The sequence below is a fragment of the Micromonospora sp. 067-2 genome (assembly GCF_046549295.1).
Lineage (GTDB): Bacteria > Actinomycetota > Actinomycetes > Mycobacteriales > Micromonosporaceae > Micromonospora.
On record NZ_JAJPWB010000002.1, the window covers coordinates 469,390 to 491,422 of the forward strand.

At 70.4% G+C, this 22,033-nt stretch carries 24 protein-coding genes and 1 tRNA gene; 12 read left to right on the forward strand and 13 right to left on the reverse strand.

Annotated elements, in window-relative coordinates:
• Positions 1-55 precede the first annotated feature (55 nt).
• The gene (locus ACLJN9_RS05825; RefSeq protein ID WP_410810027.1) at positions 56-1,354 is read left to right on the forward strand and encodes a DUF1800 family protein; all 1,299 of its coding nucleotides are present in this window, start codon (positions 56-58) and stop codon (positions 1,352-1,354) included.
• 18 nt (positions 1,355-1,372) lie between these two features.
• Positions 1,373-2,614, forward strand: a complete 1,242-nt coding sequence (locus ACLJN9_RS05830; protein ID WP_410810028.1) for a DUF1501 domain-containing protein — start codon at positions 1,373-1,375, stop codon at positions 2,612-2,614.
• Here ACLJN9_RS05830 and ACLJN9_RS05835 read toward each other — a convergent pair.
• The 4 genes from ACLJN9_RS05835 to ACLJN9_RS05850 are packed head-to-tail and all read right to left on the reverse strand — an operon-like array spanning position 2,611 to position 4,993.
• Complete coding sequence (locus ACLJN9_RS05835; RefSeq protein ID WP_410810029.1) at positions 2,611-3,234, reverse strand: hypothetical protein; 624 nt, start codon at positions 3,232-3,234, stop codon at positions 2,611-2,613. The two genes, ACLJN9_RS05830 and ACLJN9_RS05835, sit on opposite strands and share 4 nt — an antisense overlap.
• A gap of 13 nt (positions 3,235-3,247) precedes the next feature.
• Complete coding sequence (locus ACLJN9_RS05840; RefSeq protein ID WP_410810030.1) at positions 3,248-3,829, reverse strand: DNA-3-methyladenine glycosylase I; 582 nt, start codon at positions 3,827-3,829, stop codon at positions 3,248-3,250.
• Between the two features lie 52 nt (positions 3,830-3,881).
• Positions 3,882-4,379: an SRPBCC family protein gene (locus tag ACLJN9_RS05845; RefSeq protein WP_410810031.1), complete on the reverse strand. Its 498-nt coding sequence runs from the start codon at positions 4,377-4,379 to the stop codon at positions 3,882-3,884.
• Entirely contained in the window at positions 4,376-4,993 is a 618-nt protein-coding gene (locus ACLJN9_RS05850; protein ID WP_410810032.1) for a DivIVA domain-containing protein, read from the reverse strand. Before ACLJN9_RS05850 ends, ACLJN9_RS05845 begins: the two co-directional genes overlap by 4 nt.
• 153 nt (positions 4,994-5,146) lie before the next feature.
• On the opposite strand from ACLJN9_RS05850, the gene folP reads away from it, so the two are divergent.
• On the forward strand, positions 5,147-6,016 hold the full coding sequence (folP, locus tag ACLJN9_RS05855) for a dihydropteroate synthase (protein WP_410810033.1): 870 nt from the start codon (positions 5,147-5,149) through the stop codon (positions 6,014-6,016).
• Positions 6,017-6,087: 71 nt separating this feature from the next.
• Here folP and ndhC read toward each other — a convergent pair whose 3' ends face one another.
• Positions 6,088-6,465: an NADH-quinone oxidoreductase subunit A gene (ndhC, locus tag ACLJN9_RS05860; RefSeq protein WP_410810034.1), complete on the reverse strand. Its 378-nt coding sequence runs from the start codon at positions 6,463-6,465 to the stop codon at positions 6,088-6,090.
• Positions 6,466-6,596: 131 nt separating this feature from the next.
• Between ndhC and ACLJN9_RS05865 the strand changes: the two genes are divergently transcribed.
• From ACLJN9_RS05865 to ACLJN9_RS05875, 3 genes are all read left to right on the forward strand, one after another.
• Positions 6,597-8,057, forward strand: a complete 1,461-nt coding sequence (locus ACLJN9_RS05865) for a hypothetical protein (RefSeq protein WP_410810035.1) — start codon at positions 6,597-6,599, stop codon at positions 8,055-8,057.
• Between the two features lie 535 nt (positions 8,058-8,592).
• Entirely contained in the window at positions 8,593-10,440 is a 1,848-nt protein-coding gene (locus ACLJN9_RS05870) for a 2-oxoacid:acceptor oxidoreductase subunit alpha (protein ID WP_410810036.1), read from the forward strand.
• Positions 10,433-11,467 carry a 2-oxoacid:ferredoxin oxidoreductase subunit beta gene (locus ACLJN9_RS05875; RefSeq protein WP_410810037.1) on the forward strand — a complete coding sequence of 345 codons (1,035 nt, stop codon included), beginning with the start codon at positions 10,433-10,435 and terminating at the stop codon, positions 11,465-11,467. Before ACLJN9_RS05870 ends, ACLJN9_RS05875 begins: the two co-directional genes overlap by 8 nt.
• A 66-nt stretch (positions 11,468-11,533) precedes the next feature.
• On the opposite strand, the gene ACLJN9_RS05880 is transcribed toward ACLJN9_RS05875, so the two are convergent.
• Positions 11,534-12,178 (reverse strand): FMN-dependent NADH-azoreductase, encoded by a 645-nt coding sequence (locus ACLJN9_RS05880; protein ID WP_410810038.1) that lies wholly within the window; start codon positions 12,176-12,178, stop codon positions 11,534-11,536.
• 82 nt (positions 12,179-12,260) lie between these two features.
• Here ACLJN9_RS05880 and ACLJN9_RS05885 point away from each other — a divergent pair, with 82 nt between their 5' ends.
• Complete coding sequence (locus ACLJN9_RS05885; protein WP_410810039.1) at positions 12,261-12,749, forward strand: MarR family winged helix-turn-helix transcriptional regulator; 489 nt, start codon at positions 12,261-12,263, stop codon at positions 12,747-12,749.
• 19 nt (positions 12,750-12,768) lie between these two features.
• Here ACLJN9_RS05885 and ACLJN9_RS05890 read toward each other — a convergent pair whose 3' ends face one another.
• On the reverse strand, positions 12,769-13,782 hold the full coding sequence (locus tag ACLJN9_RS05890; RefSeq protein ID WP_410810040.1) for a potassium channel family protein: 1,014 nt from the start codon (positions 13,780-13,782) through the stop codon (positions 12,769-12,771).
• Between the two features lie 255 nt (positions 13,783-14,037).
• Here ACLJN9_RS05890 and ACLJN9_RS05895 point away from each other — a divergent pair, with 255 nt between their 5' ends.
• The 3 genes from ACLJN9_RS05895 (at position 14,038) to ACLJN9_RS05905 (ending at position 16,069) form a co-directional block, all read left to right on the forward strand.
• On the forward strand, positions 14,038-14,535 hold the full coding sequence (locus ACLJN9_RS05895) for a helix-turn-helix domain-containing protein (protein ID WP_410810210.1): 498 nt from the start codon (positions 14,038-14,040) through the stop codon (positions 14,533-14,535).
• A 136-nt stretch (positions 14,536-14,671) separates the two neighbouring features.
• On the forward strand, positions 14,672-15,277 hold the full coding sequence (locus ACLJN9_RS05900; protein ID WP_410810041.1) for a ClpP family protease: 606 nt from the start codon (positions 14,672-14,674) through the stop codon (positions 15,275-15,277).
• A gap of 27 nt (positions 15,278-15,304) precedes the next feature.
• Positions 15,305-16,069, forward strand: coding sequence for a hypothetical protein (locus ACLJN9_RS05905; protein ID WP_410810042.1), 765 nt, complete (start codon positions 15,305-15,307; stop codon positions 16,067-16,069).
• Positions 16,070-16,132: 63 nt separating this feature from the next.
• Here the strand turns inward: ACLJN9_RS05905 and ACLJN9_RS05910 are convergent, their stop codons facing one another.
• Positions 16,133-16,762 (reverse strand): TMEM175 family protein, encoded by a 630-nt coding sequence (locus ACLJN9_RS05910; protein WP_410810043.1) that lies wholly within the window; start codon positions 16,760-16,762, stop codon positions 16,133-16,135.
• A gap of 562 nt (positions 16,763-17,324) precedes the next feature.
• Positions 17,325-17,397, reverse strand: a tRNA-Arg gene (locus tag ACLJN9_RS05915).
• A 287-nt stretch (positions 17,398-17,684) separates the two neighbouring features.
• On the opposite strand from ACLJN9_RS05915, the gene ACLJN9_RS05920 reads away from it, so the two are divergent.
• The gene (locus tag ACLJN9_RS05920) at positions 17,685-18,248 is read left to right on the forward strand and encodes a DinB family protein (protein WP_410810044.1); all 564 of its coding nucleotides are present in this window, start codon (positions 17,685-17,687) and stop codon (positions 18,246-18,248) included.
• Positions 18,249-18,330: 82 nt separating this feature from the next.
• Here ACLJN9_RS05920 and ACLJN9_RS05925 read toward each other — a convergent pair whose 3' ends face one another.
• The 4 genes from ACLJN9_RS05925 to ACLJN9_RS05940 all read right to left on the reverse strand — a co-directional run bounded on the left by ACLJN9_RS05925 (position 18,331) and on the right by ACLJN9_RS05940 (position 21,334).
• The gene (locus tag ACLJN9_RS05925) at positions 18,331-18,687 is read right to left on the reverse strand and encodes a MerR family transcriptional regulator (RefSeq protein WP_410810045.1); all 357 of its coding nucleotides are present in this window, start codon (positions 18,685-18,687) and stop codon (positions 18,331-18,333) included.
• 7 nt (positions 18,688-18,694) lie between these two features.
• Positions 18,695-19,666, reverse strand: a complete 972-nt coding sequence (locus ACLJN9_RS05930) for a zinc-binding dehydrogenase (protein ID WP_410810046.1) — start codon at positions 19,664-19,666, stop codon at positions 18,695-18,697.
• A 122-nt stretch (positions 19,667-19,788) separates the two neighbouring features.
• Positions 19,789-20,517, reverse strand: a complete 729-nt coding sequence (locus tag ACLJN9_RS05935; RefSeq protein WP_410810047.1) for a tetratricopeptide repeat protein — start codon at positions 20,515-20,517, stop codon at positions 19,789-19,791.
• Positions 20,518-20,572: 55 nt separating this feature from the next.
• On the reverse strand, positions 20,573-21,334 hold the full coding sequence (locus ACLJN9_RS05940; RefSeq protein WP_410810048.1) for a GNAT family N-acetyltransferase: 762 nt from the start codon (positions 21,332-21,334) through the stop codon (positions 20,573-20,575).
• Positions 21,335-21,456: 122 nt separating this feature from the next.
• Here ACLJN9_RS05940 and ACLJN9_RS05945 point away from each other — a divergent pair, with 122 nt between their 5' ends.
• On the forward strand, positions 21,457-22,023 hold the full coding sequence (locus tag ACLJN9_RS05945) for a TetR/AcrR family transcriptional regulator (protein WP_410810049.1): 567 nt from the start codon (positions 21,457-21,459) through the stop codon (positions 22,021-22,023).
• Positions 22,024-22,033 lie beyond the last annotated feature (10 nt).

Consider the following 22,033-nt stretch of genomic DNA (forward strand, 5'->3'; position numbering starts at 1 on the left):
CGATTCGCACCCCACCCATACCGTCCTCGAACATGGTCCGCCTAGCGTCGCTCCCATGAGCGAGCGTGAAGCGGTGGCGCACCTGCTGCGCCGGGCCACCTTCGGGCCGACCGCCGACGAGGTGGACGCGGCGGAACGCCTCGGACCGGCGGCGACCCTGGACAACCTCCTCAACCCCACCCGGGCCGACCAGGGTGCAGCCGCCACCCCGATCCCGGCGCTGCCCGCGGACCCCTACGCCGCACTGACCAAGGAATCCAGCCGCGAGCAGCGGCAGAAGGCCAACGCGCAGCGCCGGGAGCAGCTCCAGGGGTTGACCTCCTGGTGGCTGGACCGGATGGTGGCCGCCGAGGACGGGCTGACCGAGAAGCTGCTCTTCTTCTGGCACGGGCACTGGGCGACCAGCGCGCAGAAGGTCAAGTCGGCGCGGATGATGCTGGGTCAGCTGGAGACGCTGCGCCGGCACGGGCGCGGCCCGCTCGGCCCGCTGGTCGCCGCGATGGTCCGCGACCCCGCCCTGATCATTTGGCTGGACGGGCAGAAGAACACCCGTAAGGCACCGAACGAGAACCTCGCCCGAGAGCTGATGGAACTGTTCACCCTCGGCATCGGCAACTACACCGAGGCCGACGTGAAGGCCGGCGCGCGGGCGTTGACCGGCTGGGTGGTGGACCGGCAGACCGGCGTCGCCCGCTTCGAGTCCCGCCGACACGATCCCGGAGAGAAGACGATCCTCGGGCGCAGCGGCCAGTTCGACACCGAGGCGTACGCCGGGCTCCTGACCGCTCAACCCACGGCGGCGACGTTTGTGGCTGGCCGGCTCTGGTTCCGGTACGCCGGCGCCGACGTCCCGGTACCGGCCGACCTGGCCGCGGCGGACACCGTTGCCACTCTCCGCACGCTGCTCTCCTCACCGGCCTTCGCGGCGACCCGGGGAACCCTCGTCAAGCAACCGGTGGAGTGGATGGTCGGTGCCCTGCGGCAGCTCGGCATCCGACCGTCCGCCCTGCCCGAGCAGCAACGCAAACAACTGCTGGGCGGCCTGAACGGGCTGGACCAGGTGCCGCTGCGACCCCCCAGCGTCGGCGGCTGGCCGGCCGGAGCCTCCTGGCTGACCACCTCGTCGTTGCAGGTCCGGCTCCGGATGGCCGGCATGCTCGCCGTCGCCACGGCGCCGGCGGTGCTGGCCCGGTTGACCGCCGCACCTGCCGCCGGCAGGTCGGACGCGCTGGCCCGGCTGCTGGTGGTCGACGGCTGGAGTGCCCGGACCCGTGCCGCCCTGACCCCGTTGGCCGGCGATCCCAGGAAGCTGCTGGCAGCCGGCCTGGTCAGCCCCGAGTACACCGTCAGCTGAGCGGAGGAGACGAGTCTCATGGATGCCCTGACCCGACGGAGGTTCCTGCTGACCAGCGGAGTGGTCGGCGCGGGCGCTCTGGTCGCCGGCGCCGGTGCGTACAGCCTGCGGGACCTGTTGGACACCTCCGGCGACCACGATCCGCAGTCCCACACGCTGGTGCTGGTCACGCTCTATGGCGGCAACGACGGCCTGAACACCGTCATCCCGTACGGCGACCCGGCCTACCGGGCGGCCCGCCCGGAGTTGGCCTACCCGGATGCCGAGGTGCGGCGGTTGGACGACGACTTCGGCCTCAACCCGGCGCTGGCCGGCCTGCACCAGCGCTGGTCCAACGGCGGGCTGGCGATCGTGCGCGGAGTCGGTTACCCGAAGCCGGACCGCAGTCACTTCCGGTCGATGGACATCTGGCAGACCGCGCAGCCTGACCGACCGGGCAACACCGGCTGGCTGGGGCGCTGGCTGGACGGTGCGGGCGGCGATCCCCGGCTGGCGGTCTCCTTCGAGCCGGCGCTGCCGCCGCTGCTGGCCGGGCTCAGGAGCGCGGGCGCCGCGGTGCCGGTGACCGACCGCAGAGCCGCCAAGGGCCTGCCCGCGGAAACGCTCACCGCGTTCGCCGCCGCCGAGGCCGGTGAGTCGCCGGCCCGAGCCCGGGCCGCCGCCTGCTTCGGCGACATGCGGTCGGTGGACGAGATGATCCGGGAGGTCCGCGACTCCGCCGACCCGGATGCGGCGGACGCGGACGGCGAACAGGCACCGGCGACGGCCACCGGCGGTGCCCGGACGCCCCTGGACGCTCAACTGGACCTGGTCGCGCAGTGCGTGGAGGCCGGCGTGTCCACCCGGGTCTTCTCGGTGTCGCTGGGCGGATTCGACACGCACGCCGACGAGAAGCAGTTGCAGGCCGTGCTGCTGGGTCAGCTGGACCGGGCACTGACCGGCTTCGCCGACCGGATGGGTCGCACCGAGGCGGGGCGCAGGGTGGTGGTGGCGGTCTACTCGGAGTTCGGCAGGCGGGTCAAGGCCAACGCCTCGGACGGTACCGACCACGGCACCGCCTCGGACATGCTGCTGTTGGGGGCCGGGGTGCGTGGCGGCTGGCACGGCGACGCGCCCAGCCTCACCGACCTCGACGACGGGGACCTCAAATACACCACCGACTTCCGGGACGTCTACGCCACGCTGCTGGAGCGGGTCCTGGACACCGACCCGGGTCCGGTACTCGCCGGCTGGAAGGGGCGGCTGGCCCGGTTGTTCTAGTCGTCCTCTTCCGGGTCCTGGTTGGCCTCCGCGCCCAGCACGAACGCCTGCATGGCCAGCTCGTCCCCGGACGGCGCCACGAAGGCGGGCAGCTCACGCGGCCCCAGCTCCTGCACGTAGGACCAGAACAGCCGGACCGCCTCGGCCGGTGTGTCGGCCTCGATCGGCAGATCGAGGCTGACCAACCAGGTCCGCCGCGCCGGAGGCGGGCCGAGCCGGTCGGCCAGCGCCCGGAAGGCCGCCGGGTCCAGCGCGCTGAGCGGCCCGTCGAGCGTCAGCTGATCGGCCGGCACCGGCTCGTCGAAGGCCCTTCGGGTGTACGCCACGACGAGCGCCCCGGGCTCGACCGGAGACTGGGGGTCGTCCGGATCTTCCCGGTGCCGCCGACCCGGGGCGGTGACCCGGCCGAGCGCCACCAGCCGGAGCGGCGCGTCGGCAAACACCGCCACCGGGTCACCGGGGCCTGGCCGGCCGACGTCGGTCAGCCCGGTCAGCTCCAGGGCGTCGTGGTGCACGAGCCGTTCGGCCTCGTACCGCTCGGCCGGCAGCAGCACGGCCCAGGTGCCCGTCGGATCGGCGTGGCCGGCCTCACCGGCCCGGTGGGCGGTCTCGGTCGTCATGTCTGCAATGACATCACGCCACAGCAGGGAGCGTGACGTGGCAGCCGACGATGTGATCGTCGACCATGCCGGTGGCCTGCATGAGCGCGTACGCGGTGGTCGGGCCGACGAACCGGAAGCCGCGCTTCTTGAGCGCCTTGGCCATCGCCGTCGACTCGGGCGTGATCGGCGCGAGTTCGGCGAACGACGCGGGCCGGGCCGGCCGGGGTGTCGGCGCGAAGGACCAGAGCAGCGCGGACAGCCCGTCGGGCAGCTCCAGCGCCGCGCGGGCGTTGACGATCGCCGCCTCGACCTTGGCCCGGTTACGGACGATGCCGGCGTCGGCGAGCAGCCGGGTCACGTCGGTGTCGTCGTAGGCGGCGACGGCCGGAATCCGGAACTCGTCGAAGGCCAGCCGGAACGCCGGGCGTTTGCGCAGGATGGTCAGCCAGGACAGGCCGGACTGGAACGCCTCCAGGGTCATCCGCTCGTAGAGCGCGTCGTCGCCCCGCAGCGGCCGCCCCCACTCGGTGTCGTGGTAGACGGCGTAGTCGGGGGTGCTCGCTCCCCAGGCACAGCGGGCCAGCCCGTCGGCACCGATCACCAGGTCAGTCACCTCGCACACGCTAGGGCATCCCACTGACAGGGCACCGCCGCCGTGAGGTGGGTCAGGGCAGGCGGCCCTGCTCGACCAGACGGCCGAACCTCTTCAGCGCCTGTGTGAGGCTGACCTTGGAACCGGGCCAGAGCAGCGGCCACGCCAACCGGCCGGCCCGGCCACCCGGCAGATGGAACCACTCGTGCCAGACCACCTGGGTGCGGTCCCGGTCCATCTGGGTGCAGCGCAGCACCCCCGGGCCGCGCAGCAGTTGACCGCAGTGCACCACGCCGATCTCGTACGGCTCGTCGACCCGGACCACCCGCATCTCGTCGCGCAGCACGGCCGGGCCGAGCGCGGTCACCGCCTCGATCCGGCTGCCCTCGCGGCCGTCGCCCTCGACCACGCGTACGCGTGTGAACGGGATCCAGTCGGACTGGCGTTCCCAGGCGAGCAGTGCGGCGAAGACCCGCTCCGCCGGGGCTCTGACGATCACCGTGGCGGTCACCTCGCCAGCGCCCGGTTGGGCGGCCTCGTGGAGGTCGTCGGCGCCCTCCGGCCCGGTCACCCGCTCTCCGACCGGACCGGCGCGCCGTGCTTCAGGGCACCCTCGGCGGGCTCGCCGACGATCGGCGCCGCCCCGTCGGAGTCGGCCGGAGAGGAGGTGGCGTCGGGTAACGGGCCAGGGCCGACCGACACGACGGGGGCCGTGGTCGGCTCACCGTCGGCCGGCGCCGCGCCGTCGGAGTCCGCGGCAGAGGAGGAGACATCGGGCGACGGGTCGTCGCCCGGCTCGGCGATCACGCCCTCGCCGGTCGCCGTGCCGGCAGACTGCTCACGGGCCTGGCGCAGTGCGTCCGCATCAGTGGTGCGTCCCTCGCGCAACGCGATGACCTCCGCCTCCAGCACGCCGATCAGCTCCGCCTTGTAGCCGATGTCGTAGGCGGCACGGCGCATCGCCTGATCGACCTGGGCCATCCGGTACCCGCGTAACCCGGTGTCGAAACGAACCGCTCCCACGTCGGATTCCCGCAACGGCCGGGTGCCCGGCAGCGGCATGGCCTGCGAGTCTGGCTCGGCCGGCACCAAACCGGGATCACGGCCGCTGACCAGTATCGTCACGCCGAAGATCACCGCCGCGACCGTCAACGCCACGACCAGGAGGAGCAGAAGCTGACCCATGCACTGATCGTGGCATGGCGGCCGGCCGTGGGCGAGCCCACCACCCCGATCGCGAACCGCCCTACCGCCCGCGCGGCATGCCGACCGACCGACCGGCTAGCGTCGGACCGGCCCGGCGCTGGCGGCGACGGTGCGGATTCTCAGGAGGCGGGCATGGCCGGGTCGCTTCGGCTGGGTGGGCGGATATTCGCTCCCGACGAGCTGGTGGTGATGGCGATCGTCAACCGCACGCCGGACTCGTTCTTCGACAGGGGCGCCACCTTCGCTGCCGACAGCGCGCTACGCGCGGTCGAGCGGGCGGTGGACGAGGGCGCGGCGATCATCGACATCGGCGGGGTCAAGGCCGGGCCGGGCGCCGAGGTGGACGCCACCGAGGAGATCCGGCGGACCGTGGACACCATCGCCGCGGTGCGGGCCGCGTTCCCGGACGTGGTGATCTCCATCGACACCTGGCGTGCCGAGGTCGCCGTGGAGGCCGTGGCGGCCGGCGCCGACCTGCTCAACGACACCTGGTCGGGCGCCGACCCCACACTGGCGCGGGTGGCCGCCCAGACCGGCGCCGGCCTGCTCTGCTCACACGCCGGCGGGCTGGTCCCGCGGACCCGACCGCACCGGGCCGCCTTCGACGACGTGGTCGCCGACGTGGTCGCGACGGTGACCGGGCTCGCCGAGCGTGCGGTGGCGGCCGGGGTACGCCCCGACGGGATCCTCATCGACCCCGCGCACGACTTCGGCAAGAACACGCGGCACTCCCTGGAGATCACCCGACGACTGGACGAGCTGACCGGAACCGGATGGCCGCTGCTGGTGGCGCTCTCCAACAAGGACTTCGTCGGCGAGACGCTGGACCTGCCGGTGGCCGAGCGGTTGGAGGGAACGCTCGCCGCGACCGCGATCTCCGCCTGGCTGGGCGCGCGGGTCTTCCGAGCCCACCAGGTCGGGCCGACCCGCCGGGTGCTGGACATGGTGGCGTCGATCCGCGGGAACCGACCGCCCGCGGTGACCCGCCGAGGCCTGGCCTGACTGTCCGGTCGTCGCGGCAACGGGCCGCGAACGGCCGGACGGACCGACACGATCGCCGGAGGCCCCGCCGGTCAGGTCCAGCGGAGGATGTTCCTACGCCAGGCATAGAGGATTCCGAGTGCGAGCACCGCCACGAACACCGCCATCTCCACCACCGTGACCAGCCCGAAGCCCGGCCGATCGAAGACCACCGCCCAGGGGAAGAGGAACACCGCCTCGACCGCGAACAGGACGTACAGGTAGGCGTAGACGTAGTAGCGGATCTGCATCTGCGCCCAGTCCGACCCGACCGGGTCGATCCCGCACTCGTAGCTGGCCCGTTTGCCGGCCGGATCGGCCGGGCGGGCGGGACGTAACAGCCGGTTGGCAGAGAACGCTGTAACGAAGAACAACACGCTGGCGAGCAGCAGGAGCCCGAGCGTCGCGTACGAGCCCAGGTAACCGGTCACGTCCGGGAGCCTACCGCCCCCCTGGAATGGCAGCCCTGGACACGTTACGGATTCGTTTCCAGCTGGGACTAGTGCACTCAGGCAACTGTTACCGAATATTGGACTCCCACCCAACGTCACCGGAGGACCAGATGGCCCGCGTGAAGGCAGCACCCGGTCTCCGGGTGGCGGGGTGGCGTCCCACACCCGTGCTGGCGACCTCGCTCTCGCTCGGCCTGCTCGCGGCGCTCGCCATCGGGCCGGCCTGGGCCAGCGCGGCGGTGCCTCGGGCCGGCGCGTTGGCGGCGGCGACCGAACCGGCGACCGAGCCCGCAGCGGAACCCGGGACGGACCCCGAGACAACCCCGGCGGAAGAGCCCACCCCGAGCGAGGAGCCGGGCGGCGATCCGACCCCTACCGACCCAGCCCCGGCAACCACCGCGCCGCCGCCGGAGACGACGCCACCGGCACCGGTCACCACCGCGCCGGACGTACCGCCGGCACCGACCACCACCGCGCCCGGGCCGGTCAACACCGACCGGCCGCCCACGCCCAAGCCGCCGACGCCCCAGGTGCCCCCGGTTCATCCGCCGGCCCCGGGCCCGGAGGCGCCACCGCCGAGCCCGCTCGGTGTGCAGGTCAGCACCGAGGACGTCACCGTCCCGGGCGCGTACTGGAACGCGGCCAGCACGGCCGTCACGCTGCGGGTCACGGTGACCAACACCGGCACCGCCGTCCAGCGGATCCGGCTCGCGTACACGCTGCCCGCCGGTCTTGCCGACGCCGGGACCAAGGGATGCGCCGCCGTCGGCGGCGGCGCGTACCAGTGCGGGGCCTGGACGGCCGCCGCACCGGGCGCCCGGTTCAGTAGCGTGCTCCGGCTGCGGGTCGCCGGCAACGCCTGGCGCCAGATGCCGCTCAGCGGTTCCGTGCAGGTCGCCGCGGACGCACCGGGGGTGGCCGGCGACGTGACCGACAACCAGGGCTTCGCGGTGCTCTTTCCGCCCGGCCCGCCGGTACCCGGGATCTCGCTGGCGGCCGGCGAGGTGGCCTTCGACATCAGCGGCGCCCCGAGCACCCTCTCGGTGCGGCTGGGCAACACCGGCGAGGCGGACGCCGCGGGCCGGGTCGAGGTGGTCCTGCCGGCCGGGGTGAGTGTGCCGACCCCGCCGGCCGGCTGCGTAACTGTCGATCCGACCCGCACCCGGTGTGACGCGGGCCTGGTGCCGGCGGGCGGGGCCGTCGACGTGCTGCTTCCGGTGGAGGCGACGCCGCAGGCCCAGCGGGAGGCGCCGCTGTCCGGCGCGGTGATCGGCCAGCTCGACCCGCGCAGTGGCCCGACCCGGCAGATGCAGATGAGCTTCCGGATCACCGCGGCCGCCGCGCTGGCCACCCCGGTCGTCTCACCGCCCGCGCCGACCGGCTCTCAGGGCGTACTCGCCGGTGGTGGGCTCGCCAACGGCGGCCCGATGACCTCGGTGCAGCGCACCGCGATCATCCTGATCGTGGTTTCCGTCGTGCTGGTGGTGCTGGCCCTGGCGCTGGCGACCACCTCGCTGCGCCGCCGGCTCAGTGACCGGCTGGCCGAGCCGACCGCCGCTCCCACCGACTGACCGGGACGGGTCACCGCCGGCGGCCGAGGCCGTCAGCGGTGATCTGGATTACGGCGGGGCGGGTGAAACGTCATATTACCCACTAAATTACCGCTGGATCTGTTCCCAGTCGGCGGACCTCCCGGGAGGGTCGGGGGTCCGTTCGACGTAGGCTCTCAGGTGAGGAACGACAGCGGACCGGACCGGCCTGGGCGGTGTGCTGCAGCGTTGCGTCAAGGAGGTCCCGTGGCCGGGCAAGGCGAGGTCACCATCATGTTGAGCCGCCCGCGCGACCGCGTGCTGCGCAGCGAGGTGCAGGCGTGAGCGCGAGGAGTGAGCCGGTTCTGCGAGCCCCGCAGTCGCGAATGAAGGTGGCAGCGTGAGCGCGAGGAGTGAGTCGGTTTTGCGAGCCCCGCAGTCGCGAACGAAGGTGGCAGCGTGAGCGCGAGGAGTGAGCCGGTTCTGCGAGCCCCGCAGTCGCGAACGAAGGTGGCAGCGTGAGCGCGAGGAGTGAGCCGGTTCTGCGAGCCCCGCAGTCGCGAACGAAGGTGGAACAGTGACCAAGCAGATCCGTCAACTCGACCGGGTGGTCATCCGGTTCGCCGGTGACTCCGGCGACGGTATGCAGTTGACCGGCGACCGGTTCACCTCCGAGACGGCACAGCTCGGCAACGACATCTCCACGTTGCCCAACTTCCCCGCCGAGATCCGCGCTCCCGCCGGCACCCTGCCCGGCGTGTCGAGCTTCCAGGTGCACTTCGCCGACTACGACATCCTCACCCCGGGTGACGCCCCCAACGTACTGGTGGCGATGAACCCCGCGGCGCTCAAGGCCAACCTGGCCGACCTGCCGCGTGGCGCGGACATCATCGTCAACACCGACGAGTTCACCAAGCGCAGCCTCGCCAAGGTCGGCTACCAGACCAGCCCGCTCGACGACGATTCACTGGCCGGTTATGTCGTGCACCCGGTGGCGCTGACCTCGATGACCGTCGGCGCGCTCGCCACGCACCAGGTGTCCAAGAAGGACGCCGAGCGGTCGAAGAACATGTTCGCCCTCGGCCTGCTCTCCTGGATGTACTCCCGGCCGTACGCCTCGACGCTGCGCTTCCTGGAGCGCAAGTTCGCGGCCCGCCCGGAGCTGGTCGCGGCGAACGTGGCCGCCTTCCGGGCCGGCTGGAACTTCGGCGAGACGACGGAGGACTTCGCGGTCCGCTACGAGGTCAAGCCGGCCAAGATGCGGCCGGGCACCTACCGCAACATCACCGGCAACGCGGCACTCTCGCTGGGTCTGGTCGCCGCCGGGGTCCGCTCCGGTCTGCCGGTCTTCCTCGGGGCGTACCCGATCACGCCGGCCTCGGACATCCTGCACGAGCTGAGCAAGCACAAGCGGTTCGGTGTGCTCACCGTGCAGGCCGAGGACGAGATCGCCGCGGTCGGCGCGGCGCTTGGTGCCTCCTACGGCGGGTCGCTCGGGGTGACCACCACCAGCGGCCCGGGTGTCGCGCTCAAGAGCGAGACGATCTCCCTGGCGGTGGCGCTGGAGTTGCCGCTGGTGATCGTCGACGTGCAGCGCGCCGGCCCGTCGACAGGCATGCCGACCAAGACCGAGCAGGCCGACCTCAACATGGCGCTCTACGGCCGGCACGGCGAGGCACCGGTCGCGGTGATCGCGCCCAAGTCGCCATCGGACTGCTTCTTCGCCGCACTCGAGGCGGCCCGGATCGCGCTGACGTACCGCACCCCGGTGATCCTGCTGTCGGACAACTACGTCGCCAACGGCTCGGAGCCGTGGCTGCTGCCCGACGTCGAGTCGCTGCCGGACCTGCGGGTCGAGTTCGCCTCCACGCCCAACGGCGAGGACGGCACCACCTTCCTGCCCTACCTGCGTGACCCGGAGACGCTGGCCCGACCGTGGGCGATCCCGGGAACGGCGGGGCTCGAGCACCGGATCGGCGGCCTGGAGAAGGCCGACAAGACCGGCGACATCTCGTACGACCCGGCCAACCACGACTTCATGGTGCGTACCCGGGCCGCCCGGATCGAGGCCATTCCGGTACCGGACATCGAGGTGGAGGACCCGGACGGTGACGCCCGGGTGCTGGTGCTCGGCTGGGGCTCGACGTACGGGCCGATCGGCGCGGCGTGCCGGGGGGTGCGCCAGCGCGGTCTGTCCATCGCCCAGGCGCACCTGCGGCACCTGGCCCCGATGCCGGCCAACCTGGGTGAGGTGCTGCGCTCCTACGACCGGGTGGTCATTCCGGAGATGAATCTGGGCCAGCTCGCCCACGTCATCCGGGCCCGCTACCTCGTCGACGCGATCAGCTACAACCAGGTTCGCGGCCTGCCGTTCACGTCCGCGGAGCTGGAGACGACGCTGGAAGAGGTGCTGAAGAATGTCTGAGCCCGTCGCCGTCAAGCTGACCGCCAAGGACTTCAAGTCCGACCAGGAGGTGCGCTGGTGCCCCGGCTGCGGTGACTACGCGATCCTGGCGGCCATCCAGCAGTTCATGCCGGAGCTGAACATTCCCCGGGAGCGGACCGTCTTCGTCTCCGGGATCGGCTGCTCGTCCCGTTTCCCGTACTACATGAACACGTACGGGATGCACTCGATCCACGGCCGTGCCCCGGCGATCGCCACCGGCCTCTCGGTGTCCCGGCCCGACCTGTCGGTCTGGGTGGTCACCGGCGACGGGGACGCGCTCTCCATCGGCGGCAACCACCTGATCCACGCGCTGCGGCGCAACGTCAACCTCAAGATCCTGCTGTTCAACAACCGGATCTACGGGCTGACGAAGGGTCAGTACTCCCCAACCTCAGAGGTTGGCAAGGTCACCAAGTCGACGCCGGCCGGCTCGGCGGACGCTCCGTTCAACCCGCTCTCGCTGGCCCTCGGCGCGGAGGCCAGCTTCGTCGGTCGGACCATCGACTCCGACCGCAAGCACCTGCAGTCGGTGCTGCGGGCTGCCGCAGAGCACGAGGGCTCGGCGTTCGTGGAGATCTACCAGAACTGCAACATCTTCAACGACGGGGCGTTCGAGCAGCTCAAGGAGCCGGCCACCCGGGACGACTACCTGATCCGCCTGGAGCACGGGCAGCCGGTCACCTTCGGCGCCGACGGGCAGTTCTGCGTGGTGCACCCGCCGGGCGGGTTCGGCCTGGAGGTCCGGGAGACCGCCTCGGTCCGCCCGGAGGAGATCGTCGTGCACGACGCGACGGTGGCCGACCCGGCGTACGCCTTCGCGCTGTCCCGGCTGCCCGGTCTGGACCTGCGCAACACCCCGATCGGCGTGTTCCGCTCGGTGGACCGGCCGTCCTACGACAGCGTGGTGCAGAGTCAGCTCGCCGCCGCCAGGGCGACCGTCACCGAGACGCCCGAGCAGCAGCTCGCCGGCCTGCTGGGCAGCGGCGACACCTGGACGATCATCTGACCCGTACTCCCATGACGAGAGCGGCCGGTCCCCTGCTGGGGGCGGCCGCTCTCGTCGTACGGGCGCTCAGCGCTGGGCGGAGGCCGGCGTCCAGAGGTTGTCGATCTCCTTCTCGGTCGCCGCGAGGCTCGCCTCCTGCAACGGGATCAGCTCGGCCATCGCCGGGACCACCGGTGCGAGGGTCAACTCGGCGCTGATGAAGCGCGGCTCGAGGCCGGTCGGCGACAGCCCGTGCGGAAGCCACGGTTCGGCGTGGTCCCAGCCGTTGCGGGGCGTTCCCTCGCCGTAGCCGCCACCACGGCTGCCGAGCACCACGAACTCGCGGCCACCGAGCAGGCCGGTCGACGTCTCCGGGTCGTACGCCAGCCCGGGCAGGATCAGATGGTCGACCCAGGCCTTGACGCTGCTGGGAACGCCGTAGTTGTAGAGCGGCAGCCCGAGCAGCACCACGTCGGCCCGCAACACCTCGTGCACCAGCCGCTCGCTGAGCTCCCAGGACTCGCGCTGGGCCGGGGTGTGCTGGTCGGTCGGCGTCATCCGCGCCAGGCCTCCCGCGCTGTCCAGGTGTGGGAGCGGTTCGGCACCCAGGTCCCGGTAGGTCACCGTGCCGTCCGGGTGTGCCGCTTGCCACACCGCGGCGGCGCGAGCGGTGAGTCGACGGCTGACCGACCAGTCACCGCGGATGCTCGAATCGATATGCAGCAGATGCATTATCTTCCTCTCAAAGATCGTTCGTGTAGCACCAACTATTTATAGCAGGGCGATGTTTCATCCGCTCGGTAGAATGGGTCACATGTCCGCCGCGCCGCTCGACCGATCGGAGCACCGCTCCGGCCCGCTGCTGGACCATCTGGCCCGGCGGATGCGGCTGCGGTCCGAGTCGGCGCTGACGCCGCTGGGCCTACGGCCGCGGCATCTGGTCGCGCTCACCGTGTTACGGGACGTCGGCGAGATCAGCCAACAGTCGCTCGCCAGCACCCTGGCCATGGACGGCACCAACATCGTCGGGTTGCTCAACGACCTCGAGGCGATGCAGCTGGTCGAGCGGCGGCGCTCGCCCGAGGATCGCCGCCGGCACGTCGTCGAGCTCACCGACGACGGCGCGAAACGCCTCAACGAGGCCGAGTGCGCCCTCGCGAGCGCCGAGAACGAGATTTTGGGGACGTTGGAGCCCGACGAGCGGGAGAAGCTCTATCTACTGCTCCGGCGGGCCGCCAGCGCGACGACGGTCACCTGCACCACGGTGATCCTCGACGACGTTCCCTCCGACGACAACCGCTGACGCCGCCGCGGCGGGCGACTCAGACCACCGAGGTCGACTGGGGGCGGTCGTCGCGGACGTGCACCAGCATGTCGCCGGTCTCGATCACCGCGCCGGCACGGTCGGCCAGACTGACCACCTTGCCCCGCCGGACCAGCGCGATCACCAACGACTCCAACTCGCGCGGCGAACGACCCACCTCGTCACGTTCCGCCGAGCGCATCGCCAGCGCCATGCCCTGACCGGGAGTGAGCAGGTCCTCCACGACGTCGATCAGCGGCGGCGCCGAGGTCGACAGGCCGAGCAACCGGCCGGCGGTGGCCGAGGAGACGATCACGTGGTGCGCGCCGCTCTGCTTGAGCAGCGGGGCGTTCTCGGCCTCGCGGGCCGCCGCGATGATCCGGACCTGCCCGGCGGTGACCTGCCGGACGGTCAACGCCACCAGCACCGAGGCGTCGTCGCTGTCGGTCGCGATGATCACGGCCTTCGCCGTCCGGACGTGGGCCTCCTCCAGCACCGACGACCGGGTCGCCGAGCCCTCGATGGCGACCAGTCCGGCGGAGGTGGCCTGGCGCAGAGCGGGACCGCTGCGTTCCACCACCACGATCCTCGACCGGTCCAGACCGTTCTCCATCAACGCGGAGACCGCGCTACGACCCTTGGTGCCGTAGCCGCAGATGATGACGTGGTCCTTCACGGTTCTCCTCCACCGCGACAGGCGACGGCCGGTCCGGTACTGCTCGGTCAGGACTTCCAGGGTGGTGCCAACCAGGATGATCAGGAAGAGAATCCGGGCCGGAGTGACAAAGAGGACGTTGACCAGCCGGGCCGACTGCGCGGCGGGCGTGATGTCACCGTAGCCGGTGGTCGAGAGCGAGACGACCGCGTAGTAGAAGCAGTCGAGCAGGGTGAGGCCATCCTCGTTGACGTCGCGGTAGCCCTCCCGGCCCAGGTAGACCGCGGCGACCACGGCGAAGACCAGGCCCAGGGCGGCGGCCAGCCGGAGGCTCAGCGCGCTCAGCGGGCCCCGGCGCTGCGCGGGAAAATGGATCACCGTCGAACCTGCTCCACCACCGTCGCCTGCACGCCCACAACATAGCGGGTACGGAGCGGCCCGCACCCCCCGGTGGCCGACCGGGCAACCGACCGCCTGACGAACGAGCCGGCGACCTGGCACACCCACCTGCGCCGATGACACATCGAGGTTCGCACCGACACGGCGGCGCGGGCCCGGACGGGTCGGTCCTGACGACCGGGAACCGGCATGATGGGGGTGCCCCCGGACGACGACCGCGAAAGTGAGGCCCGCATGTCGTTGCTGCGACGAGTGATCGGCGGTGTGCTGCGCCGCCACCGTCAGCGTCAGGGCCGCACGCTGCGCGAGGTGGCCCAGGCGGCTGACGTGTCGGTGCCCTACCTCTCCGAGGTGGAGCGGGGGCGCAAGGAAGCCTCCTCGGAGGTGCTCGCGGCGATCTGCCGGGCGCTCGGCATCAGCCTCGCCGACCTGCTCGGCGAGGCCCGCGACGATATGCGTCACGTCGAGCCTCGCCTCCCGGCCGCACCGCACGCGGTGCTCACCCGGTTGGAGCGGGTCGAGATGATCCGGCGTGACACCGGCAACGCGACTCTGCTGGTGGGCCCGCGCACCGGTGGGCTGGTCCTGCACGCTCTGCCGGGGGTGGGCGTGTCGACCCTGCCCGTCGACGCGGTGGACACCGCCGAGGGCTCGCGCCCCGGTCCGCGTACCGCAGCTGTGGCTGGCAGTGCGGTGGCCGGCGCGGGCACGTGGCGCCTGAGCGCCGCGTAGGCCGCGCCGCTTCTGCTGTCGGCGGATCTGCCGCCGGCAGAATCCCTGGTCCGGGCGCTGCCGCCGCGCGCACGCTGGGGGTGCCGGTCCACCGGGCGGTCCCGCTGCCCGCCGGCACGGTGGAGGGCTGCGGCGAATGATCGGGTACGGCGTGCGAATGCTGGACGGCGGGCAGCCGACCTTCGGTGACCAGGTGTTCGAGCGGCTGCTGCGGGAGCGGATCGTCTTTCTCGGCACCGAGGTGACCGAGGAGGCGGCCAACCAGATCTGCGCGCAGATGCTGCTGCTCGCCGCGGAGGACGCCGATCGGGACATCTACCTCTACATCAACTCGCCGGGTGGTTCGGTGAGCGCCGGAATGGCGGTCTACGACACGATGCGGTACGTCCGCAACGACGTCGCCACCCTCGCGCTGGGGTTCGCCGGCTCGATGGGGCAGTTCCTGCTCTGCGCCGGCACGGCCGGCAAGCGGTACGCGCTGCCGCACTCGCGGGTCATGATGCACCAGCCGTCCGGTGGGATGGGCGGCACCGCCTCGGACATCACCATCCAGGCGGAGAACATGCTGCACGTGAAGCGGACGATGCAGGAGCTGACCGCCCAGCACAGTGGACGGACGGTGGAGGAGATCCAGCGGGACTGGGACCGGGACCGCTGGTTCACCGCGGAACAGGCCCGCGAGTACGGCCTGATCGACCAGGTGCTCAGCCGGGCCGAGCAACTGCCTGCGGGGCGACCCTGACGGCGCCCACCCATTAGGGTCACGTCTATGCGTCGACTGATCCCTGCCATCTCGATCGCCCTCGCCGCCGCCCTCGTGGCTGGTTGTGGCACCAACTCCGGCGGCGGCTCCGCCCCGACCTCACCCGCACCCGCGACGTCCGCCGCCGACCCGGTCGTGGCCGTCAAGCAGGGCATGGACCGCAGCCTCGCCGGCACGGTCAGCATGGACGCCTCGGTGAAGGCCGGCACCCAGTCCATCACCCTCAACGGCAAGACGGACCCTGCCGCCCGGACGATCCACGTCACCGGCAACGCCCCCGAGCCGATCGAGGCTCGGCTGATCGGCGACGCGGCCTACATCAAGTCGGACTCGCTCGAGAGCAAGAAGCCGTGGATGAAGCTCGACCTCAGCAAGCTCCGCCCGAACAGCCCGCTGCGGCAGTCCTTCGATCTCAAGTCGCAGACCGGCATCGTCGGCGGCATCGTGACCGCCGAGGCGACCGGCAACGGGCGCTACAAGGGCACCGCCGACCTGGAGAAGGCGGCCGCCGCCGCCAGCGCCGACGGCGGTATGCGTCAGGGTCTCGAGTCGTCCGCCAAGCTGGCGAAGGACCCCAAGGCCATTCCGTTCGAGGCGACCGTCGACGGTGAGGGCCGACTCACCGCGCTGTCGTACACGATCGCCACGAAGACCTTGGGTGACCTCACCACCGAGATGAAGATGAGCGACTTCGGCAAGCCGGTCACGGTGACCGCACCGCCGGCCAGCGAGATCGAGAACGCCTCCGAGGAGATGTACAAGTACTTCTGAGGCGGTCGAGTCGTCACGGGAGCGTCGTCGAGAGTTCGCCGACGGCGCTCTCTGTGTGCGGGCCTAATCTGTCGGTTCGGTCTTTCGACGTCGCCAGCGGGCGCTCGCGTCGGGGCGAAGGTGTAGCGCAAGGGCGAGGCAGATGAGACCGAAGCCGAGCCAACTCTCGATGGTGGCAAGGACTGCGGCGGTGACGAAGAATGCCAACGCGGCCAGCGATCTGCGACGAGTTGTCTTGTACTTGGTCTTCGAGATCTTCGCAGAATGACGGAAGATCTCGATCTCGAACAGGTTGTACATTCCGTCGGTGGCGACGAAGAGCAGAGCATAGGTGATGACGGGCGCGCGGGCGAGTTTGGTGTCGGCCATCCACGCGGTGGCGAACGGCACCAGCGACACGAAGAAGAGATGCGCGAAGTTGAGCCAGATCACGCGTGGTGACGGCACGTCGACGTAGGTCATCAGATAGTGGTGGTTGATCCAGATTATCGCGATGAAGATGTAGCTGACGATGTAGCTGATAATGGTCGGCCACAGGCCGAGAATGGCCTTGAACTCAGACGACTCGGGCGGCCGCAATTCCAGGACCATAATGGTGATGATGACGGCGAACACGGCGTCGGTGTAGCCGGACAGGCGTTCCGCCGTACTCAGACCCGGCCTCGCCACTGCTTGCCCCTCTCCGCCGCTCATCCGCGCCTGATCGTAAAACGCCAGCCCCGCCGGGATCCGAGGACCGGGCGTTTGCGCGAGTTCAGGATCGTCGCTGTTTACGCATCAGCCCGGCGGAGGCGTTCGGCCGCCTGCGCCCACAGCGCACCGGCGCCCGCCGGGAGCCACCGCACAGTGCCCTCTCCCGTGCGTTGTACCCAGCCATCCACAAGCTGGCCGCCGATTCGATCTCCAGCTCCACGGCCGTGAACAGGCGAACTCACTGACGCAGCACTTGATCATCCCGCGCATGTTCCGGATCCTGCGGATCAGGCTGTCGCCGTCTCGCCTCGGGCAGCTCCGCCCGCCGCACGCACCGTCTTGCCGACATATCCTTGATCCGGCCGGCAACCGAGGTAGCCGACCGGGCCGGACGCCCCGTGGACGTACTGCTCAAGGTCTACGCCACGTGCGTCGACGGCGCGGGGGCCACCGTCAACGACAGGATCGCTGATGCTCTGGCCGGCAAGGTCATTCCGCGTCTGTTCTCATCGAGCGGCATGCGTATCACCAGCTCAGATCGCGCTTTGGCTGTGTATCGAGGTGCCCCCGGCAGGATTCGAACCTGCGACACACGGTTTAGGAAACCGATGCTCTATCCCCTGAGCTACGAGGGCGCGAGGGCTTAGTCTAGCGACCTGGGGTTCACCTCAAGTGGCAGGGAGTGGCCCACGTTCACCCACGTCACCCGGTCCCCCGTTCTCCCAGCCCAGGGCCACAGCCCGAGCACACGGACCCGGTTTGCGGCCCGCAGTGACCCGCGTTGGCGCTGGTTGACCCGAGTTGGCATTCGCTGGAGAGCAGCTCCCGGAACTCGTCGTCCCATGCCATGCCCCTGAGTCGAGACCCGCGATGGCGTCCGCGAGGGTCCCAGCCGGGTCCCCGACGTAGGTAAGGTCCGGAAATGGCAAGAAGCGAACGGCTCGCGGAGCAGCTGGACTGGTACTGGCACAAGAACCTACGGCCGCGGCTGGACGGTCTTACCGACGAGGAGTACTTCTGGGAGCCGGTACGCGGCTGCTGGAACATCCGCCCACGTGGCACGTCGGCCGCACCGATGTCGGCAGGTTCGGGAGAGTGGACGGTGGACTCCGCGTCCCCTGACCCGGTGTCGGCGCCGGTGACCACGATTGCCTGGCGGCTGGCGCACGTCATCGTCTCGTGCCTGGGCTATCGGGTCGGCTGGCACTTCGGCGGCCAGGACGTCGACTCCCAGACATTCGCCTACGCGGGGACCGCTGACGAGGCGCTAGAACAGTTCGATGAGATGTACGGGAGATGGAACGCGGGGGTCCGTGAACTCTCGGACGCCGACCTGGAGAATCCGCCCACGGTGGGTCCCGAGCGGCGTCCCATGGAGGGCATCGTCCTGCACGTCAACAGGGAGCTGATCCATCACGGCGCCGAAATTTCCCTGCTGCGCGACCTCTACCGCTGGCAGGACGGAGCCGTACCGCGCCGAATATGACTCCACGGCCAGCCTGCTGACCACCACGAGTGCGACCGTCGTATGGGACGTGTTGGACGGCGAGCAGGAACCCTGGTCAGGGTCAGTGCGGATCGAGCCGGGCAGCCAGGCTGTCGTGCAGCCGGGTGAGGGTCTCGATTCGATCCCGGAGGCGGTCGATGCGTTGCCGTGCGATCTGCACTGCGGTGGCGCAGCCGTTGATCTCAACGAAGGCCGGCGGCAGGGGTTTGTCCAGGTAGTCGAGAAAGCCGCGTACGTCGCTGACGGTGAAGCCGATGGCCAACAGTTCCCGGATGTTCCGAACCCGCAGCTCGGTGTGCTCCGGGTAGTCCCGGTAACCCGCGGGTGTCCGGTCGCTGTGCAGCAGACCCTCCTGCTCGTAGTAACGCAGCGCGCGGTTCGTCGTTCCCGTCGCGGCCGCCAGTTCTCCGATCCGCAACTGCGGCTCACCCCTTCGGGTCGATCCGAACCACGACCGTGCCGGTCTGCCGTCCGGCGAACAGGTCCAGCAACGCCTGCGGAGCCGCTGCGAGTCCGTCCACCATCCGGTGTGGAACGGTGATGCCATTGTCACCCATGAGTTGGAGGTAGCCCGACTCGAATTCTGGATGCCCGGCGGCGGTGAAGCCACGCAGGGTCAGCCGTTTGCCGATGACCGCCAGCAGGTCGAGCTGGGTGCCAGGCATGTCACCCAGCTGTTGGGCGAGAGCACCGCAGAGGGCGACACGGCCGTTGGGATTCATCACGGTCACGACCGAGGCAAGGTGCTCGCCACCGACGTTGTCGAAGTAGACGTCGATGCCGTCCGGCGCCAGCCGGGCCAGCTCGGTCTCGACCGGGCGGCTCCGGTCGAACCCGGCGTCGAAGCCGAGCCGGTCAACCAGGTCGGTCACCTTGGCGGTGGTGCCGGCGCTGCCGACGATCCGGCCGGCGCCGAGCGCCCGGGCGATGGGTCCGGCGAGGCTGCCGACGGCACCCGCGGCGCTGGACACGTACACCGTCTCTCTGGGGCGTAGGTCGACCAGTCGCAGACCTGCGAACACGGTCAGCCCGCTGGACAGGTGCAGGAGCGGGTCACCGGGCGGTGCCACCCGAAAGCCCGACGCCGGACCTACCGCGTACTCCCGCCAGCCTGCCGTGTGCAGGACCCGGCTGCCGGCTGGCAGCAGTGGGCTCTGCGAAACGACGACCTCGCCCCAGGTCTTGGCGGACATGACCTGCCCGACCGGGTATTCCGGCAGGCCGGGTGATCCACCCCGGATCAGCTGCCGCATCACGGCGGCGAGCGTCATGTACTGGTTGCGGACCAGCACCTCACCATCCCGCGGCTCCCGAACGGTCGTCTCGACGAGCGCGAAATCGGCCGGCGTGGGCGGGCCGGCGGGGCGCCGGACCAGCCGGATCTCTGTTGTCCTCATATCAGGGACGGTATGGCTTGACCTATACGTCAAGGTCAATCGTCCGTACCGGCGGCGCGGAGTTGTCCAGTCGGTGCAGGGCCGCAGGTACGAAGGGGAGCCGGCGGCGTGTTGCCGACGTGTCAGGCCCGGTAGTCGCCGAAGGCCACCCGCGGTTCGAGGAGCCGACCCTCGGCGTACTCCTCGTCAAAGGCGGTGGGGCCGAGCGCCTCGATCGCGGCGGCGCGCACCGTGGCGAGGTCGGCCGCGTCGTCGGGATCCGGTACCTGACCGAGTGCCGCGAACGCGGCGTCCGCGACACCGGTCATCCGCGCCGCACGCGGATGATCATGCTCGGCCGACGCGAGTGCAGCACCCGCGACGCAGACGTACGGCACGAAGTCGACCCAGTTGGCGCGGAACACCCGCTCGCGGTTCTCGGCGAACAGTTTCCTCGCCGCGTCGAGATTGCCCAGCCCCAGCTCACAGAACGCGAGGTTGTGATACTCGGAATTGACCATCTTGGGCTGGTCGAGCGTCTCGTTGAGCGCGATGCTCTCCCGGTACAGATCCCGAGCGCGAAGCAGGTCGCCGGACATACGCGCGACGGCGGCGAGCACGTGCCTCGGCCGTTCCTCGAGGCCGCGATCACCGGAGCGCTGCGCCACCGCGAGAGCCTCCCGTGCTCGGGCTTCTCCGGCTGACAGGTCACCGCCACGAATGGCGACCCGGGCGAGGCTGTACCGGGCTTCCACCTCGGCCGCCGGGTCACCGGCCGCCTGAGCGCGTTCGATCTCGGCCTCGCTCATCCGCACCACGGCGTCGGTCTCGCCACGCCGGAAGGCGGAACGCACGTTCTCACTGAAGGTCATGGGCTTTCTCTCTTCCATCGATGTCACCGAGCGGCAGATCGGTCGATCTCGTCCGTCAGCCCGCCGAGAACACGGTCCAGGTCTCCACCAGGGCGAAGCCCATCGATTCGTAGAGCGGCCGGCCCATCGCGCTGGTCTGCAGGTAGGCGGCGTCCGCGCCGGCCGCGATGCCGTCCCGCAGAACGGTCTCGGTGATCACCCGGCCCAGGCCACGACCCCGGGCGGCCGGAAGGACGGCGATGTTGAACACGCCAACCACCCCGGAGGTCCGCATCCCGAGCCCCGTGCCAACGGGACGGCCGGACTCCTCGGCCAGATAACCGGTGATGGCGTCGGCGTCCAGCACAGCCCCACCCATCAACGAGCCAAAGGCGCCTTCGGGAGCCTCGAAGCTCTGGGTAAGAGCCTCGGTGTAGATCTCGTTCTCGGCAGCGCCGACCGGGCGCACCGACGCCCGCTGTGTCGAGCCGGCCCGGAACACGATGTCGTCCGTGGCGCAGGTCAGAAACGGCAGCTCACTACGCGTGAGCAGCCCGTGCCGGGTCGCGAGACCCGAGATCTCGTCGCCCACCTCGCCACGCACGATGATCGACCAGTGCGCGGTCTGCCGGCCGACCTCGGTCGCCATCTCGTCGAGCGACCCGAGATCCGGCTCCGTCGTCGTGTCGTAGGCCACGTTGAGCGTCGCGACGCCGGCGTGGGTCACCGCCGCGCGGGCCGTGCCCCGCTCGGCGTACCAGCCCTTCGGAGTTACCCGGCAGAGGATCTCGATGGCGTCGAAGTACGCCGCCGCCATCTGATCGGCGGTGGTATCCAAGACTGCCTCCCCCTAGAACGATCGTTCTTCTATGGGCGACAACTTAGCCACCAATCACGCAGACGGGCAAATCACAGGTTCAAAAAAGAAAGAACGATCGGTCTGGTAGGTAGGATGAGGCGATGCCGAGCCCCGGGCGGTCAGCGCCCCGCGACCATCTCCTCACCACGGCGAGCCAGCTGTTCTACAGCGAGGGCATCAACAGCGTCGGGGTCGACCGCGTCCTTCGGCAGGCCGGGGTCACCCGAGCGACCCTCTACCGACACTTCGCCGGCAAGGAAGCGCTCGTCGTGGCCTACCTCGAACGCGAGGACCAGATGATTCAAGCAATCTGGAGCACCGGGCTCGGCCACGCCGTCTCCGCCGACCATGCCCTCGAACTGGCCATCGAAGGCGTCGCCACCGACGCCCACCGACACCACACGCTCGGCTGTCCGTTCATCAAGGCAGCGGCCGAGTTCCCCGACCCCGCGAGCCCGGTACGCCGCGTCATCGGTGAGCACCGCGCATGGTTCCGTGCCGAGTTGCGGCGGCTGCTCACCGAGGCCCGCCGCGACGATGTCGACGCCAAAGCCGAGACCCTCGCCATGCTGCGTGACGCCCTCATGGTGGGCTGTTTCCTCGGCGACCCCGACGCCATCCGGCGCACGTTCGTGCGCAACGCCCGCTGGGTGGCCGGCCTACGCTGAACAATCGGTG